This window comes from Serratia sp. CY55921 (assembly GCF_052167655.1).
GTDB lineage: Bacteria > Pseudomonadota > Gammaproteobacteria > Enterobacterales > Enterobacteriaceae > Serratia > Serratia ureilytica.
This window is the reverse complement of the sequence record NZ_JBJNMU010000003.1, coordinates 232,302-249,168: the sequence shown is the minus strand read 5'-3', so window position 1 is coordinate 249,168 and position 16,867 is coordinate 232,302. Positions and strand designations below refer to the sequence as shown.

General features: G+C 60.0%; 12 protein-coding genes. 7 read left to right on the top strand and 5 right to left on the bottom strand.

From position 1 onward, the window contains the following. Positions 1-83: 83 nt before the first annotated feature. Positions 84-1,454, bottom strand: coding sequence for a serine endoprotease DegQ (gene degQ / locus ACJ8M3_RS17655; protein WP_025304368.1), 1,371 nt, complete (start codon positions 1,452-1,454; stop codon positions 84-86). Positions 1,455-1,627: 173 nt separating this feature from the next. Beyond that, on the bottom strand, positions 1,628-2,029 hold the full coding sequence (gene zapG, locus ACJ8M3_RS17650) for a Z-ring associated protein ZapG (RefSeq protein ID WP_004937074.1): 402 nt from the start codon (positions 2,027-2,029) through the stop codon (positions 1,628-1,630). A gap of 231 nt (positions 2,030-2,260) precedes the next feature. Between zapG and zapE the strand changes: the two genes are divergently transcribed. From zapE to sspB, 5 genes are all read left to right on the top strand, one after another. Further along, positions 2,261-3,388, top strand: coding sequence for a cell division protein ZapE (gene zapE / locus ACJ8M3_RS17645; protein WP_033644501.1), 1,128 nt, complete (start codon positions 2,261-2,263; stop codon positions 3,386-3,388). Positions 3,389-3,663: 275 nt separating this feature from the next. Next, complete coding sequence (rplM, locus tag ACJ8M3_RS17640) at positions 3,664-4,092, top strand: 50S ribosomal protein L13 (RefSeq protein WP_004937079.1); 429 nt, start codon at positions 3,664-3,666, stop codon at positions 4,090-4,092. A 15-nt stretch (positions 4,093-4,107) separates the two neighbouring features. Further along, the gene (gene rpsI / locus ACJ8M3_RS17635) at positions 4,108-4,500 is read left to right on the top strand and encodes a 30S ribosomal protein S9 (protein ID WP_004937080.1); all 393 of its coding nucleotides are present in this window, start codon (positions 4,108-4,110) and stop codon (positions 4,498-4,500) included. 326 nt (positions 4,501-4,826) lie between these two features. Continuing rightward, a complete protein-coding gene (gene sspA / locus ACJ8M3_RS17630) occupies positions 4,827-5,468 on the top strand; it encodes a stringent starvation protein SspA (protein WP_004937082.1) in 642 nt (213 codons plus the stop codon). A 5-nt stretch (positions 5,469-5,473) separates the two neighbouring features. Next, a complete protein-coding gene (gene sspB / locus ACJ8M3_RS17625; RefSeq protein WP_033644502.1) occupies positions 5,474-5,974 on the top strand; it encodes a ClpXP protease specificity-enhancing factor in 501 nt (166 codons plus the stop codon). A 62-nt stretch (positions 5,975-6,036) separates the two neighbouring features. Here sspB and ACJ8M3_RS17620 read toward each other — a convergent pair whose 3' ends face one another. From ACJ8M3_RS17620 to gltB, 3 genes are all read right to left on the bottom strand, one after another. After that, positions 6,037-6,516 (bottom strand): hypothetical protein, encoded by a 480-nt coding sequence (locus ACJ8M3_RS17620; RefSeq protein ID WP_033644504.1) that lies wholly within the window; start codon positions 6,514-6,516, stop codon positions 6,037-6,039. Positions 6,517-6,680: 164 nt separating this feature from the next. Further along, a complete protein-coding gene (locus ACJ8M3_RS17615; protein ID WP_089197492.1) occupies positions 6,681-8,099 on the bottom strand; it encodes a glutamate synthase small subunit in 1,419 nt (472 codons plus the stop codon). 14 nt (positions 8,100-8,113) lie between these two features. Beyond that, positions 8,114-12,574: a glutamate synthase large subunit gene (gene gltB / locus ACJ8M3_RS17610; RefSeq protein WP_089195220.1), complete on the bottom strand. Its 4,461-nt coding sequence runs from the start codon at positions 12,572-12,574 to the stop codon at positions 8,114-8,116. Between the two features lie 691 nt (positions 12,575-13,265). Here gltB and ACJ8M3_RS17605 point away from each other — a divergent pair. Both ACJ8M3_RS17605 and arcB read left to right on the top strand, forming a co-directional pair. Next, positions 13,266-14,204, top strand: coding sequence for a TIGR01212 family radical SAM protein (locus tag ACJ8M3_RS17605; protein WP_089192282.1), 939 nt, complete (start codon positions 13,266-13,268; stop codon positions 14,202-14,204). Between the two features lie 92 nt (positions 14,205-14,296). Next, positions 14,297-16,636, top strand: coding sequence for an aerobic respiration two-component sensor histidine kinase ArcB (gene arcB / locus ACJ8M3_RS17600; protein WP_033644509.1), 2,340 nt, complete (start codon positions 14,297-14,299; stop codon positions 16,634-16,636). The last annotated feature ends 231 nt before the right edge of the window (positions 16,637-16,867 follow it).

The following is a 16,867-nucleotide window of genomic DNA, read 5'->3' as shown; positions in this document are numbered from 1 at the left end:
TTTCGTGGTGTGGTGAACGATGTTCGGAGGATAGCATGAGTTAACCGGGCGCAGTATGTCACCGAGCCCGGTTTTTGCACAAATTAACGCAGCAGCAGATAAATGGTTTCGTTGCCGCGTACGATATTGAGCGCCATCACCGGTGGCTTGGCCTCCAGCACTTTGCGCAGCGTAGTGATGTTGTCCACGCGCTGACGGTTGACGCCGATGATCACGTCGCCTTTCTGCAGGCCGATCTGCGCCGCCGTCGAGCCTTTATCCACGTTCTCCACCTTCACGCCCTTGTCGCCGCTCGGCAGCGCGCCGTTGCTGAGGGAAACACCCTGCAGCGCCGGCGACAGCGTTTCGGCATTGGTCGAGGCGCTCTCGCTATTGTCCAGCGTGACCGAGACTTCCTGCGGTTTGCCGTCGCGCAGCAGGCCCACTTTGAGGGTTTTGCCCGGCGCGGTGGTGCCCACCTTGGCGCGTAGCTCGGCGAAGCTGCTTACCGGTTTACCGTCGACGGAAACCAGAATGTCCCCGGCCTTGATGCCGGCCTTGGCGGCGGCGGATTTCGGCAACACTTCGCTGACGAAGGCGCCGCGCTGCGCGTCGGTGTTGAAGGCTTTGGCCATATCCGGGGTCATTTCGCTGCCCTTGATGCCCAGCAGGCCGCGTTTCACTTCGCCGAATTCAATCAGCTGTTGGCTCAGGTTCTGCGCCATATTGCTCGGAATGGCGAAGCCGATGCCGACGTTGCCGCCGCTCGGCGCCAAAATGGCGGTATTGATGCCGATCAGCTCGCCGTTCAGGTTAACCAGCGCGCCGCCGGAGTTGCCGCGGTTGATGGAGGCGTCGGTCTGAATGAAGTTTTCCAGCCCTTCCAGATTCAGGCCGGAGCGGCCCAGCGCCGAGATAATGCCGGAAGTGGCGGTTTGGCCCAGGCCAAACGGGTTGCCGACGGCGACGGCAAAGTCGCCGACGCGCAGCTGATCGGAGTCGGCCATCTTGATGGCGGTCAGGTTTTTGGTGTCGCTGAGCTGCAGCAGGGCGATGTCGGATTGCTCATCGCGGCCGACCAGCTTGGCGTCCAGCTCGCGACCGTCGTTCAACTGCACGCGGATTTTATCGGCGTTGTTGATGACGTGGTTGTTGGTCAGTACATAGCCTTTGGCGGCGTCGATGATAACGCCGGAACCCAGCCCTTCAAACGGACGGGAGCTTTGCTGCTGGCCGGGGAAGTTAGGGCCGAAGAAGCGCCTGAACTCTTCCGGCAGTTGTTGACGCTGCACCTGAGTGCCGGCGACATGCACGCTCACTACGGCGGGCAAGACTTTTTCCAGCATCGGCGCCAGGCTCGGCAGAGGCTGCCCCTGAACGGCGACGGGCAGGGCCGCGTTGGCCACCGGTACGGAGCTGAGCGTCAGGCCGAGGCTCATTGCCAATGCACTAAGAATTAACGACTTTTTCTTCATTGATGATAACTCTCTCAATACCTGCCGATGAAAATTTGATGATAAGGCAATCACCTTGTCATAGTGAAGGGTAAGACCGTGAATTTGCGTGCAAAGTTCAGTAAAGGTAATGCGAGGGAAGGTCAAGACGGTAAACGGAGGAAGCCCGCGGGTGGCCCCGCGGGCGAAGGGGGTCAGTCGCGGCGCGCGCTTTGCCCGCGCAGCAGGCCGGAGGCGCCTTCCGAATAGTCGCGCGGCATTTCCACCGGCGCTTGATCGTTGTCTGCTTCCGCTTCGGTCAGGCGATAGCGGAACGGATTTTCCTGCATCGGCAGATCCGGCAGCAGGTTGTTCGAGCTTTTCGCCATGTGCTGATACAGCTGACGATAATCGCGCGCCATGTTGTCCAGCAGCTCGGCGCTGCGGGCAAAGTGGCCGACCAGCTCCTGACGGTACTCTTCCAGCTCGGTTTTGCTCTTGTCCAGCTCGTTCTGCAGGACTTGTTGTTGACGTAATTTACGGTTGCCAAAACGCATCGCCACCGCACCAATCACGATACCGACGACCAAACCAATCAGCGCATACTCCCAGGTCATGATGACTCCTATTTTGACTTCGTTGTTCCGCAGGGATTTTTCACTTAATAATATCCACTATAACCGTTAACCTTGTCCGAGTGGAATCCTGATGCGCTTCCACCTAATTTTTACAGGGTTTTCAGCGGCGCCCGCAGCGGGCATTTGTGGCGATAACGGTGCGAATCGGCATCAACTTGCCGCCAACGTTGGCTAAATAATTTCTAAGCGTTCTTAGGGAACATCGAACAGATGCAGGCACTATCACCGTTATCTCGCTACCAGCAGGCGCTGGATGCGGGGGAATATCAGGCCGATGAGGTTCAACGCCGGGCCGTCACTCAACTGGATCGCATTTATCAGGCTCTGTTGCAAAAGCCGGCGGCGAGCGCGCCTGCCGGCGGGCTGCGCGGTAAGCTCAGCCGCTTGCTGGGCAAGGGCGGCGACACGGCGCCGCAGCGCCCGGTGCAGGGGCTGTATATGTGGGGCGGCGTCGGGCGCGGCAAAACCTGGTTGATGGATATGTTCTTCCACAGTTTGCCGGGCGATCGCAAAATGCGTCTGCACTTTCACCGCTTCATGCTGCGGGTGCATGAAGAACTGACCGAGTTGCAGGGGCGGGAAAACCCGCTGGAAATCGTCGCCGACGGCTTTAAGGCCGAGACCGACGTGCTGTGTTTCGACGAATTCTTCGTGTCCGACATCACCGACGCCATGCTGCTGGCCACGCTGCTGCAGGCGCTGTTCGCGCGCGGCATTACGCTGGTGGCCACGTCGAACATCCCGCCGGACGATCTGTACCGCAACGGTCTGCAGCGGGCGCGTTTCCTGCCGGCCATCGATCTGATCAACGAGTACTGCGACGTGATGAACGTCGACGCCGGCATCGACTATCGTCTGCGTACCCTGACCCAGGCGCACCTCTACCTGACGCCGCTGAGTGACCAGACGCGCGAGACGTTGGATCGGATGTTCGTCAAGCTGGCGGGCAAGGCGGGGGAGGACGCGCCGGTGCTGCAGATCAACCATCGGCCGCTGCAGGCTATCCGTTCGGTGGACGGCGTGCTGGCGGTGGATTTCCACACGCTGTGCGAAGAGGCGCGCAGCCAACTGGACTACATCGCACTGTCGCGGCTGTATCACAGCGTGATCCTGTATAATGTGCGGGTGATGGGGCCGCTGAAAGAGAATACCGCGCGCCGTTTCCTGGCGTTGGTGGACGAATTCTACGAGCGGCACATCAAGCTGGTGATCGGCGCCGAAGCGTCGATGTTCGAGATCTATCAGGGGGTGCAGCTGAAATTTGAATTCCAGCGCTGCCTGTCGCGCCTGCAGGAAATGCAGAGCGAAGAGTACCTCAAGCTGCCGCATTTGCCCTGAGTCTGCCGGGCTTGCCGCCGCCGTATCGCCGGTTGTCCGCCGCCGGCGATAAATTTATTTTCCATTCAAAAACCGTTCGATCTTTGTGAGCGACTTCTCTATAATCTTGCGACCCCACGTTACAACAAAGTTTTTTTTCCCAAAAACTTTATAGTGCCGGCAATGGCTATTCGAAGGGGTAGGTTTGCTGGACTTGTATGGTCGTGTGAGCCTCAACTGTTTTCGAGCGTTTGGGTGTTCACCAACGTGTAACTAATTATTGGGTAAGCTTTCTAATGAAAACTTTTACAGCTAAACCAGAAACCGTAAAACGCGACTGGTACGTTGTTGATGCAGATGGTAAAACTTTAGGCCGTCTCGCTACTGAACTGGCTCGTCGCCTGCGCGGCAAGCATAAAGCGGAATACACCCCGCACGTGGATACCGGTGATTACATCATCGTTCTGAACGCTGACAAAGTTGCTGTAACCGGCAACAAGCGTACAGACAAAGTGTACTACCACCACACCGGCCACATCGGTGGTATCAAGCAAGCGACCTTTGAAGAGATGATTGCCCGCCGTCCTGAGCGCGTGATTGAAATCGCGGTTAAAGGCATGCTGCCAAAGGGCCCGCTGGGTCGTGCTATGTTCCGTAAACTGAAAGTTTACGCGGGCACCGAGCACAATCACGCGGCACAGCAACCGCAAGTTCTGGACATTTAATCGGGATTAATGGCAATGGCTGAAAATCAATACTACGGCACTGGTCGCCGCAAAAGCTCCGCCGCTCGCGTCTTCATCAAGCCGGGCAACGGTAACATCGTTATCAACCAGCGCAGCCTGGAACAGTACTTCGGTCGCGAAACTGCCCGCATGGTAGTTCGTCAGCCGCTGGAACTGGTCGACATGGTTGGCAAACTGGATCTGTACATCACCGTTAAAGGTGGTGGTATCTCCGGTCAAGCTGGCGCCATCCGTCACGGTATCACCCGTGCACTGATGGAGTACGATGAGACTCTGCGTTCTGAACTGCGTAAAGCTGGCTTCGTCACCCGTGACGCTCGTCAGGTTGAACGTAAGAAAGTCGGTCTGCGTAAAGCACGTCGTCGTCCGCAGTTCTCCAAGCGTTAATTTCCGCTGCTTCGGCAGTGCGATTTACGCAAAAAACCCGGTGCTTCACCGGGTTTTTTTATGCCTGAAATCCGCCTTCCCCGACTAAAATCTGTGGCATATCAGACAATTCAACATGAATTCGCCGCAGCGCCCCCACAAAACAAGCAAAATCTGGTAAACTATCACCCACTTTTGCGCCTGTTCGCCGTGCAGTTGACCTCCTGGGCCGGTTTTTTTATGGGTTCGGGTCGCGCTGCGTGCTGCCGGCCTGCGGCAAGATTATTCAGGATAGCAGCCTGTCAGTTGGCTATTCGCAGTATTTTCTAGATAACTTGGAGGTTTTCATGGCTGTCGCTGCCAACAAACGTTCGGTAATGACGCTGTTCTCTGGCCCGACCGACATTTTTAGCCATCAAGTACGCATCGTACTGGCGGAGAAAGGTGTCAGCGTCGAGATCGAGCAGGTCGAAATGGATAACCTGCCGCAAGATCTGATTGACCTCAACCCTTACCAGACGGTGCCTACGCTGGTCGATCGCGAACTGACCCTGTATGAATCCCGCATCATCATGGAATACCTGGATGAGCGCTTCCCGCACCCGCCGCTGATGCCGGTTTACCCGGTTGCCCGTGGTGAGAGCCGTCTGATGATGCTGCGCATCGAGAAGAACTGGTACTCGCTGATGGACAAGATCGAGAAGAGCAGCGGTCAGGAAGCAGAATCCGCCCGCCGCCAACTGCGTGAAGAGCTGCTGGCGATCGCGCCTATTTTCGGCCAGGCGCCGTATTTCATGAGCGAAGAGTTCAGCCTGGTGGATTGCTACCTGGCACCGCTGTTGTGGCGTCTGCCGCAGCTGGGCATCGAGTTGAGCGGCGCCGGCTCCAAAGAGCTGAAAGGCTACATGACCCGCGTCTTCGAACGCGACGCTTTCCTGGCTTCCCTGACCGAAGCCGAGCGTGAAATGCGCCTGCAAACCCGGGGCTAAGCGCGATGGACATGTCTCAGATGACGCCGCGTCGCCCGTATCTGCTGCGGGCGTTCTATGACTGGCTGCTGGATAACCAGCTGACGCCGCACCTGGTGGTCGACGTGACTCGCCCTGATGTTCAGGTGCCGATGGAGTTCGCGCGCGATGGCCAGATCGTGTTGAATATCGCGCCGCGCGCGGTAGGCAACCTGGCGTTGGGCAACGAAGACGTGCAGTTCAACGCGCGCTTCGGCGGCGTGCCGCGCCAGGTTTCGGTGCCGATGGCCGCCGTGCTGGCGATTTATGCGCGTGAGAACGGCGCCGGCACGATGTTTGAACCGGAAGCCGCCTACGACGAAAGCGAAGGCGTGTTCGAAGGTTTGGACAATGAGACGATCCCTTCGGAAACGTTGATGTCGGTGATCGACGGCGATCGCCCGGATACCGCGGAAGATGACGGCTCGGACGACGAACCGCCGCAGCCGCCGCGCGGTGGCCGCCCGGCGCTGCGCGTGGTGAAATAAGCCCGCGTGAACAAACGAAAAAGCACCCCGTGGGGTGCTTTTTTTTGCCCGGACGAAGCGGATCAGCCTTTCAAGGCGGCAATGCAGGCATCGCGCGGCGCGCTGAGATCGCCTACGCGCACGGTGGACAGCGCGCGGGCCGCGCGCTCACGGAAGCTGGTGATGGCGGTGTCGCCTTGCACTTCCGGCGGCGCGGTGCAGATGTCATTGAGCGGCAGATCGTTGCCTTTGTTGAGCGCCTGCAATACCGCCGCCGGGTTGTAGATCAGGGCGGCGGAGAGGGCAGATTTAATGCCGGCGGTAAATCCGGCATTGCCGCCGCCGGCCAGCTTGGGCGCCAGGGCAATCCAGTTGTCGTCCCCCAACCGGATACTGTTTTCCACGGCGCTGAACTGCCCGGCCTTGCCCAACTGAGCCACGACCGGCCGCGCGCCGCGCGCTTCGATATTGTAACCGACCTCCTGCGAATCCAGCGCCAGGGCTGAGGCGCTGAAACTGACGGCCAGCAGTGCGCCGGCCAACAGGGAAATGGAGCATTTCATGTTCGCTATCCTTATCTCGGTGTCAGGCGCAGCCGCGCCCTGCAATGGTGCTAACTCAATACTATAGCGCGTTGAGGCAGTGAGGAGGGGGGAGGTTGTTACAAAGCGTGGCCGGTTAAAACAAAGGCCCGGCAATGTGCCGGGCCTTTGGCGGTACGGAAGGTTTACACTTCCAGGTAGTTCATGATGCCGTCTGCCGCTTTGCGGCCTTCGGCGATCGCCGTCACCACCAGGTCGGAGCCGCGGACCGCGTCGCCACCGGCGAAGATTTTCGGGTTGCTGGTCTGGAATGCGTTGTCGCTGCCTTCCGGCGCCACGATGCGGCCCTGTTTATCGAGCTGCACGTCGTGCGCCGCCAGCCAGTCCATACGGTGTGGGCGGAAGCCGAACGCCATCACCACCGCGTCGGCGTCGATCACGTGTTCGGAACCCGGCACCTGCTCCGCCGCTTGGCGGCCGTTGGCATCCGGCGCGCCCAACTGAGTGCGCACCATTTTCACCCCGGCCACGCGGCCGGCGCTGTTCAGTTCGATGCTCAGCGGCTGCAGGTTGAACTGGAAGTCCACCCCTTCTTCCCGGGCGTTCTTCACTTCGCGCTTGGAGCCCGGCATGTTGGCCTCGTCGCGGCGGTAGGCGCAGGTGACCTGCGTCGCGCCCTGACGCACCGAGGTGCGCACGCAGTCCATGGCGGTATCGCCGCCGCCCAGCACCACCACCCGTTTGCCTTCCATGCTGACATAAGGCTCGTGCTGCTCGGTTTCATACCCTATCAGCTGCTTGGTGTTGGCGATCAGGAACGGCAGCGCGTCGTACACGCCCTGCGCTTCCTCATTCTCCAGCCCGCCACGCATCGATTGATAGGTGCCGACGCCGAGGAACACCGCATCGTACTCGCTCAGCAAAGTCTCCATGCTGACGTCTTTGCCCACTTCGGTATTCAGCTGGAACTCTATGCCCATCTCGCTGAAGATGCCGCGGCGTTTGACCATCACTTCCTTTTCCAGCTTGAAGGCCGGGATGCCGAAGGTCAGCAGACCGCCGATCTCAGGATGACGATCATACACCACCGCTTTGACGCCGTTGCGGGTCAGCACGTCAGCGCAGGCCAACCCGGCGGGGCCGGCACCGACGATCGCCACGCGCTTGCCGGTCGGCTGCACGTGCGACATGTCCGGCTTCCAGCCCATTTCGATGGCCTTATCGCTGATGTAACGCTCGATATTGCCGATGGTGACCGCGCCGAACTCGTCGTTCAGGGTGCAAGACCCTTCGCACAGGCGATCCTGCGGGCATACGCGGCCGCACACCTCCGGCAGGCTGTTGGTCTGATGCGCCAGGTCCGCCGCTTCCATGATGCGGCCTTCGTTGGCCAGCTTCAGCCAGTTCGGGATGTAGTTGTGCACCGGGCACTTCCACTCGCAATACGGGTTGCCGCAGGACAGACAGCGGTCCGCCTGGGCTTTGGCCTGGGTTTCCGAAAACGGTTCGTAGATCTCGACGAACTCGATTTTGCGGATCTTCAGCGGTTTCTTAGGCGGATCAACACGCTGCAGGTCGATAAATTGATAAACGTTCTGGCTCATTAATGACCTACCTCTTACTGCGCCTGCACCCGCAGCTCGGCTGCGGAACGGCTACGGTGACCCAACAGCGCTTTGACATCGCTGGACTTCGGTTTGACCAGGGCGAACTTCGGCGCCCACTCGGGCCAGTTGGCCAGGATCTCTTCCGCGCGGGAAGAGCCGGTCGCCTGCACGTGTTCGGTGATCAGGCCGCGCAGATGCTCCTCATGGATCGCCAACTGATCGACATCCAGCACTTCCACCAGCTCCGGGTTCACGCGCTTGCGGAACTCGCCGTCTTCGTCCAGCACGTAGGCGAAGCCGCCGGTCATGCCGGCGCCGAAGTTGATGCCGGTTTTACCCAGCACGCAGACGATGCCGCCGGTCATGTATTCGCAGCCGTTGTCGCCGATGCCTTCCACCACGGTGATGGCGCCGGAGTTGCGCACCGCGAAACGCTCGCCCGCGCGGCCGGCGGCGAACAGCTTGCCGCCGGTGGCGCCGTACAGGCAGGTGTTGCCGACGATGCTGGCTTCATGGCTGCGGAAGGCGGAGCCGATCGGCGGACGCACCGCGATGCTGCCGCCGGCCATGCCTTTGCCGACATAGTCGTTGGCGTCGCCGGTCAGGGTCAGCTCGACGCCGCCGGCGTTCCAGACGCCGAAGCTCTGCCCGGCGGTGCCGGAGAAGTGCGCCTTGATCGGATCGGCCGCCATGCCCTGATCGCCGTGCACGTTGGCGATAGCGCCGGACAGCATGGCGCCCACGGAGCGGTCTGTGTTGCGAATGTCGAAGTAGAAGGTTTTACCCTGTTTCGCTTCGATATGCGGCTGCGCCTGCGCCAGCAGCTCTTTGTTCAGCAGGCCCTTGTCGAACGCCGGGTTGCTGCTTTCGGTGCAGTACACCGCTTTGCCCGGATGCGGCGTGGCGGTTTTCAGCAGCGGCGACAGATCCAGCTTGTTCTGCTTGGCGGAGATGCCGTCCAGCTCGGTCAGGAACTCGGTGCGGCCGATCAGATCCACCAACTGGCTCACGCCCAGTTGCGCCATGATCTCGCGGGTTTCACGCGCGATAAACTGGAAGTAATTCGTCACGCGTTCCGGCAGGCCGTGGTAGTGATCGCGGCGCAGCTTGTCGTCCTGAGTCGCGACGCCGGTCGCGCAGTTGTTGAGGTGGCAGATGCGCAGGTATTTGCAGCCCAGCGCCACCATCGGCCCGGTGCCGAAGCCGAAGCTTTCCGCGCCCAGGATCGCCGCTTTGACGATGTCCACGCCGGTTTTCAGGCCGCCGTCCACCTGCAGGCGGATCTTGTGGCGCAGACCGTTGGCCACCAGCGCCTGCTGGGTTTCCACCAGGCCCAGTTCCCATGGGCAGCCGGCATATTTCACCGAGGACAGCGGGCTGGCGCCGGTGCCGCCGTCGTAACCGGCGATGGTGATCAGATCGGCATAGGCTTTCGCCACGCCGGTGGCGATGGTGCCGACGCCTGGCTCGGACACCAGTTTCACCGAGATCACCGCCTTCGGGTTGACCTGCTTCAGATCGAAGATCAGCTGCGCCAGATCTTCGATCGAGTAGATGTCGTGGTGTGGCGGCGGGGAGATCAGCGTCACGCCCGGCACCGAGTAACGCAGTCTGGCGATGTACGGGGTGACTTTGTCGCCCGGCAGCTGGCCGCCTTCGCCCGGCTTGGCGCCTTGCGCCACCTTAATCTGGATCACGTCGGCGTTCACCAGGTAGGCCGGTGTTACGCCGAAGCGGCCGGAGGCCACCTGTTTGATGCGCGACACCTTGTTGGTGCGGTAGCGCGCCGGATCTTCGCCGCCTTCGCCGGAGTTGGAGAAGCCGCCGAGGCCGTTCATGGCGATCGCCAGTGACTCGTGCGCTTCCGGGCTCAGCGCGCCGATCGACATCGCCGCCGTGTCGAAGCGTTTGAACAGCGATTCCGCCGGTTCGACCTGATCGACCGGGATCGGTTCGCCTTTCGGCGTGATGGCCAGCAGATCGCGCAGCATGGCGACCGGCCGCTCGTTCACCAGCTTGGCGTAAGCCTGATAGTCGCTGTACTCGCCGCTGTGTACCGCTTTTTGCAGCGAGTTCACCACGTCCGGGTTGTAGGCGTGGTATTCGCCGCCGTGCACGAATTTCAGCAGGCCGCCTTGCTCCAGCGGTTTGCGTTTCAGCCAGGCGCGCTTGGAAAGGTTCTGCAGATCCTGCTGGAAATCGCTGAAGCTGGCGCCGCCAATACGGCTGACCACGCCCTGGAAGCACAGATCCGCTAGATCGCGGTGCAGGCCGACCGCTTCGAACAGCTTGGAGCAGCGGTAAGAGGCGATGGTCGAAATGCCCATCTTGGACATGATCTTGTACAGGCCTTTGTTGATGCCGTTGCGGTAGTTCAGCATCACGTCGCGGTATTTCTTGTCGATCGCCTGGCTGTCCACCAGCTTGGCCAGGGTTTCATAGGCCAGATACGGATAGATGGCGGTCGCGCCGAAGCCGAGCAGTACGGCGAAGTGGTGCGGATCGCGGGCGCTGGCGGTTTCAACGATCAGGTTGGCGTCGCAGCGCAGGCTTTTTTCCACCAGGCGGGTTTGCACGGCGCCGACTGCCATCGGAGCAGGCACCGGCAGGCGGCCGGGCGCGATGGCGCGGTCGGACAGCACCAACAGCACCGCACCTTCACGCACCTTGCGTTCCGCTTCGTCGCACAGGGCGCGAATGGTCTGCTCCAGATCCTGCTGCTGCGGATCGAAGGTCAGATCGAGCGTCTCGGCGCGATAGTATTCGCCTTCCAGCGTGGTGAGCTGTTTGAAATCGGAGTACAGCAGGATCGGCGATTTGAAGCTCAGGCGGTGCGCCTGGCCTTCGGCTTCGCAGAACACGTTCATTTCGCGGCCGATGCTGGTGGCCAGCGACATGACGTGCGCTTCACGCAGCGGATCGATCGGCGGATTGGTGACCTGCGCGAACTGCTGGCGGAAATAGTCGTAAACGATGCGCGGCCGGCTGGAGAGCACGGCGAACGGGGTATCGTCGCCCATCGAACCGGTGGCCTCCTGGCCAATTTCGCCCAGCACGCGGATCACCTGATCCAGCTCTTCACTGCTGTAGCCGAACTGTTTCTGATAGGTTTCGAGCTGCGCGTCGTCGAGCTCGCGGCTGCCGACCTGATCGTCCGGCAGATCTTCGAACGGCACTAGGCGTTTGACGTTTTTCTCCATCCACTCTTTATACGGGTGGCGGCTTTTCAGATCGTTATCGGTTTCCGCCGAGTGCAGGATGCGGCCGCTGCGGGTGTCGATCACCATCAGCTCGCCGGGGCCGACGCGGCCTTTTTCCACCACTTCATCCGGCTGGTAATCCCAGATGCCGACTTCGGAGGCGCAGGTAATCAGCTTGTCTTTGGTGATCACGTAGCGCGCCGGGCGCAGGCCGTTGCGATCGAGGTTACAGGCGGCGTAGCGGCCGTCGGACATCACGATGCCGGCCGGGCCGTCCCACGGCTCCATGTGCATCGAGTTGAAGTCGAAGAAGGCGCGCAGATCGCCGTCCATGTCCGGGTTGTTCTGCCAGGCCGGCGGCACCAGCAGGCGCATGGCGCGGATGAGATCCATCCCGCCCGCCAGCAGCAGCTCCAGCATGTTGTCCAGCGAACTGGAGTCGGAGCCGGTTTCGTTGACGAACGGCGCGGCGGCCTGCAGATCCGGGATCAGCGGTGTTTGGAATTTATAGGTACGGGCGCGCGCCCACTGGCGGTTGCCGGTGATGGTGTTGATTTCGCCGTTGTGCGCCAGGTAGCGGAACGGCTGCGCCAGCGGCCAGCGCGGCACGGTGTTGGTGGAGAAGCGCTGGTGGAACAGGCAAATGGCCGACTCCAGGCGCAGGTCCGCCAGATCGAGATAGAAGCGCGGCAGATCCGCAGGCATGCACAGGCCTTTATAGATCGTCACCAGGTTAGAGAAGCTGCAGACGTAAAAACTGTCGTCCTCCACGCGTTTCTCGATGCGGCGACGCGCCACGAACAGGCGGCGCTCCATATCACGCGGGCGCCAGCCGGCCGGGGCGTTAACGAAGATTTGCTCGATGCGCGGCAGGGAGGAGAGGGCGATTTCACCCAGCACGTCCGGGTTGGTCGGCACTTCGCGCCAGCCGACGATCGACAGCGTTTCGTTTTGCAGCTCTTCTTCCACGATGCGGCGGCTGATGCGCGCTTCCTCTTCATTCTGGCTGAGGAACATCATGCCGACGGCGTAGTTCTTGGCCAAACGCCAGCCGCGCTCTTCCGCCACCATGCGGAAGAAACGATCGGGTTTTTGCAGCAACAGGCCGCAGCCGTCGCCGGTCTTGCCGTCGGCGAGGATCGCGCCGCGGTGCTGCATGCGGGCCAGCGCGTGAATGGCGGTGCGCACCACCTTGTGGCTAGGTTCGCCTTCTATATGGGCGATCAGGCCGAAACCACAGTTGTCCCTCTCTTGGGATTTATCGTACAACATATCGTGAACCTCCCCAGGCTCTGCGTGACTCTCACAACCTACTGCGAGGGGGCTTCCCAATTTCAGGCAGAAGTCCAATCAGCAAGTTAACCCCGCCAATCTGCTTTTCCGCCCTCCATCAATGGCCTCTCGTGACGGTCTCACAAGTGGTATAGGACTTGTTTTAAGAGGGAGTCTTCAATTACTGCATAAATATGACGAGACGTTTGCCCGTCCAGAAAGCTTCCAGCGGACTTCCAACTTAGCGAGAAAGAATTCGCAGGTCAAATGTGGGCTTAAGATAGATTCTTATCGAATTAATGATGTTTATTTATTTGATAAATAAGTAATTTAATGCATTTTTGCACTATCGTGGGGCAACGCCGATCCTTGCAGAAGTGTGAGCTGTCTCACTATAGTGCAACCCCTTAATCTCTGCACCATGCTAGTGCGGGGGGTAATGCCAGAATTTTATTCTATAAGATATTGCTTGGCTGATGTTTATGACTATTTTTCACCGTGTTGTCATATTGCCGTTAACGGTTGCGTGACGATTAGAATAATTCATCAGAATTAGAGTGAATTGATTTGCGTTTATGATGAATAGTTATGCCTGATGGCGCCTTGCGGGGAAAGCGTTGATCTCTGTCATCGCGGGAAAAACCGTTTCTTATTAGCATCGCGGCTTTGAACACAGAGAACCACCAAGATTATGCAGTTGCCGCAATTAGTCAATATGTTTGGCGCGGATCTCCAGCGCCGCTATGGCGAAAAGATCCATAAACTCACGCTGCACGGCGGATTCAGCTGCCCTAACCGCGACGGCACGTTGGGGCGCGGCGGCTGTACGTTCTGCAATGTCGCCTCGTTCGCCGATGAAGCGATGCAACGCCAGAGCATTGCCGAACAGCTGGCGCAGCAGGCCGCGCGGGCCGATCGGGCGCGGCGCTATCTGGCCTATTTCCAGGCCTATACCAGCACCTATGCGGAGGTTGAACGGCTGGAGACGATGTATCGGCAGGCGTTGGCGCAGAGCGCCATGGTCGGCCTGTGCGTCGGCACCCGGCCGGACTGCGTGCCACCCGCCGCGCTGGATCTGCTGACGGGATACCGCGAGCAAGGCTATGAAGTGTGGCTGGAGCTGGGGCTGCAGACGGCGCACGAGAAAACGCTGAAGCGCATCAACCGCGGCCATGATTTTCGCTGTTATCAGCAGACTGCGCGACTGGCCCGGCAGCGCGGGCTGAAGGTGTGCTGCCATCTGATCGTCGGGCTGCCGGGAGAAACTCAGCGCGATCATCTGCTCACGCTGCAGCGGGTGACGGAGACCGGCGTGGATGGCATCAAACTGCATCCGCTGCACGTCGTCACCGGCAGTACCCTGGCGCGGGCGTGGCATGCCGGGCGGTTGCCCGAACTGGCGCTGGAAGCTTACGCCGCCAGCGCCGGGGAGATGATCCGCCATACGCCGGGCGAGGTGGTGTACCACCGTCTTTCCGCCAGCGCCCGTCGGCCGACGCTGCTGGCGCCGCTGTGGTGCGAAAACCGCTGGAGCGGCATGCAGGCGGTCGGTGCTTATCTGCAGCAATACGGCGGGCAGGGCAGCGCGCTGGATGAAAAGCGGCGCTACCGCCCCGGAATGCCGCTCTGAAGTGCAATCTTTGCCACACTTCGGCGTTTGCCGCCTTATCTCATTGCGGTTTTACGGTATGATTCAAAAGATTGTGTCTGATGGGAGCCGCTATGAAGCAAATCCGGGTGTTGGCCCAGTACTACGTTGATTTAATGGTGAAACTGGGGTTGGTGCGCTTCTCGCTGCTGCTGGCCTCGGCGCTGGTGGTGCTGGCGATGGTGGTGCAGATGGCGGTGACCATGCTGCTGCGCGGCGAAGTGGAAAGCATCGACGTGGTGCGTTCAATCTTCTTCGGTCTGTTGATCACCCCGTGGGCGGTCTACTTTCTCTCGGTGGTGGTGGAACAGCTGGAAGAGTCGCGCCAACGGCTGGCGCGGCTGGTGGACAAGCTGGAAGAGATGCGCCACCGCGATCTGGAGCTTAATCAGCAGCTCAAAGACAATATCAGCCAGCTGAATCAGGAGATCGCCGACCGTATCAAAGCGGAAGAAGAGCGCCTGCAGGTGATGGAAAAGCTGACGGAAGAGATGGAGCAGCGCGAGCAGGCGCAGATTGAGCTGGGCCAGCAATCGGCGCTGCTGCGTTCCTTCCTCGATGCCTCGCCGGATTTGGTCTACTACCGCAACGAAGATAAAGAGTTTTCCGGCTGTAACCGCGCGATGGAACTGCTGACCGGCAAAAGCGAGAAACAGCTGATCGGCCTGACGCCGTTCGACGTCTACGGCCAGGAGATCGCCGAAAAGGTCATTGAGACCGACGAGAAGGTGTTCCGCCACAACGTTTCGCTGACCTACGAACAGTGGCTGGTGTATCCCGACGGCCGCAAGGCCTGTTTCGAGCTGCGCAAGGTCCCGTTTTACGACCGGGTGGGCAAACGCCACGGGCTGATGGGCTTCGGCCGCGATATTACCGAGCGTAAGCGCTACCAGGACGCGCTGGAGAACGCCAGCAGGGAGAAGACCACCTTTATCTCCACGATCAGCCACGAGCTGCGTACGCCGCTTAACGGCATCGTCGGCCTGAGCCGCATTTTGCTTGATACCGAGCTGAACGACGAGCAGCTGAAATACCTGAAGACCATTCACGTCAGCGCCATCACCCTCGGCAATATCTTCAACGACATTATCGAAATGGACAAGCTCGAGCGGCGCAAGGTGCAGCTCGACAACCAGCCGGTGGACTTCACCGGATTCCTGGCGGATCTGGAGAATCTCTCGGGCCTGCTGGCGCAGCCGAAAGGGCTGCAGTTCATCATGGAGCCGCAGACGCCGCTGCCGCAGCAGATCGTGACCGACGGCACGCGCCTGCGGCAGATCTTGTGGAACCTGATCGGCAACGCGGTGAAATTTACCCAGCAGGGGCAAATTGTGGTGCGCGTGCGGCGCGAGGCGCAGGAGAAGCTGGTGTTCGAAGTGGAAGACTCGGGCATGGGCATCCCGCAGGACGAGCAGGACAAGATCTTCGCCATGTATTATCAGGTGAAAGATCAGCGCGGCGGCCGTCCGGCCACCGGCACCGGCATCGGGCTGGCGGTCTCCAAACGGCTGGCGCAGAGCATGGGCGGCGACATTACCGTGCGCAGCGAACAAGGGCACGGTTCTTGCTTCACTTTGACCATCAAGGCGCCGGCGGTGCAGGAAGCCGTCAGCGCGGCGCCGGAGGAAGAGGAGCTGCCGTTGCCGGCGCTGCACATCCTGCTGGTGGAAGATATCGAACTGAACGTGATCGTGGCGCGCTCGGTGCTGGAGAAGCTGGGCAACAGCGTCGAGGTGGCGATGAACGGCCACGACGCGCTGGCGATGTTCGATCCGGACGAGTTCGATCTGGTGCTGCTGGACATCCAACTGCCGGACATGACCGGGCTGGATATCGCCCGGGCGCTGCGCGAGCGTTACGCCGGGCAGGCGCTGCCGCCGTTGGTGGCCCTGACCGCCAACGTGCTGAAAGACAAAAAAGAGTATCTCGAGGCGGGCATGGACGATGTGCTGAGCAAGCCGCTGTCGGTGCCGGCGCTGACCAAGGTCATCAAACACTATTGGGATCATCAACCTTCTCACACTTCTAAGAAAACGGAGCACAAGGCGATGCAGATTAATGAGTCGTTACTCGATACCGCGATGCTGGAGCAGTACATGGACCTGGTTGGTCCGCAGTTGATCCATCAAAGTCTGGAGATGTTCGAACAGATGATGCCGGGTTATCTGGCGGTGCTGGATTCCAACATGACGGCGCGCGATCAGAAAGGCATCACCGAGGAAGGGCACAAGATCAAGGGCGCCGCCGGTTCGGTCGGCCTGCGTCACCTGCAGCAGTTGGCGCAACAGATTCAAACGCCGACGCTGCCGGCCTGGTGGGATAACGTGCAGGACTGGGTAGATGAGCTGAAGCAAGAGTGGCGTAACGACGTGCAGGTACTGCGGGCTTGGGTAGAGAACGCTGAAAAAAAATGACCCCGACGTGAGCCGGGGTGCGCGAATATTGCGCCAACACCAGGGAAATTGTGAACCTGCGTATTGGTTTCAGTGTTCTGGTCGAGCAGGTTGTAGCGAATTCCTAAACATCATACAGCCAACAACATAGCAAATGTAAGCGCTCTTGTTAGAAGATTCATTAAAATGTGTGATGTAGATTAGTGTTTGTCAACTCCGAGCACGAACCAGTTGACAGCAGCGACAGGAGTA

Coding starts and splice junctions, on each gene's coding strand:
- degQ (WP_025304368.1), bottom strand. CDS start 1,454: ATGAAGAAAAAGTCGTTAATTCTTAGTGCATTGGCAATGAGCCTCGGC.
- zapG (WP_004937074.1), bottom strand. CDS start 2,029: ATGACCTGGGAGTATGCGCTGATTGGTTTGGTCGTCGGTATCGTGATT.
- zapE (WP_033644501.1), top strand. CDS start 2,261: ATGCAGGCACTATCACCGTTATCTCGCTACCAGCAGGCGCTGGATGCG.
- rplM (WP_004937079.1), top strand. CDS start 3,664: ATGAAAACTTTTACAGCTAAACCAGAAACCGTAAAACGCGACTGGTAC.
- rpsI (WP_004937080.1), top strand. CDS start 4,108: ATGGCTGAAAATCAATACTACGGCACTGGTCGCCGCAAAAGCTCCGCC.
- sspA (WP_004937082.1), top strand. CDS start 4,827: ATGGCTGTCGCTGCCAACAAACGTTCGGTAATGACGCTGTTCTCTGGC.
- sspB (WP_033644502.1), top strand. CDS start 5,474: ATGGACATGTCTCAGATGACGCCGCGTCGCCCGTATCTGCTGCGGGCG.
- ACJ8M3_RS17620 (WP_033644504.1), bottom strand. CDS start 6,516: ATGAAATGCTCCATTTCCCTGTTGGCCGGCGCACTGCTGGCCGTCAGT.
- ACJ8M3_RS17615 (WP_089197492.1), bottom strand. CDS start 8,099: ATGAGCCAGAACGTTTATCAATTTATCGACCTGCAGCGTGTTGATCCG.
- gltB (WP_089195220.1), bottom strand. CDS start 12,574: ATGTTGTACGATAAATCCCAAGAGAGGGACAACTGTGGTTTCGGCCTG.
- ACJ8M3_RS17605 (WP_089192282.1), top strand. CDS start 13,266: ATGCAGTTGCCGCAATTAGTCAATATGTTTGGCGCGGATCTCCAGCGC.
- arcB (WP_033644509.1), top strand. CDS start 14,297: ATGAAGCAAATCCGGGTGTTGGCCCAGTACTACGTTGATTTAATGGTG.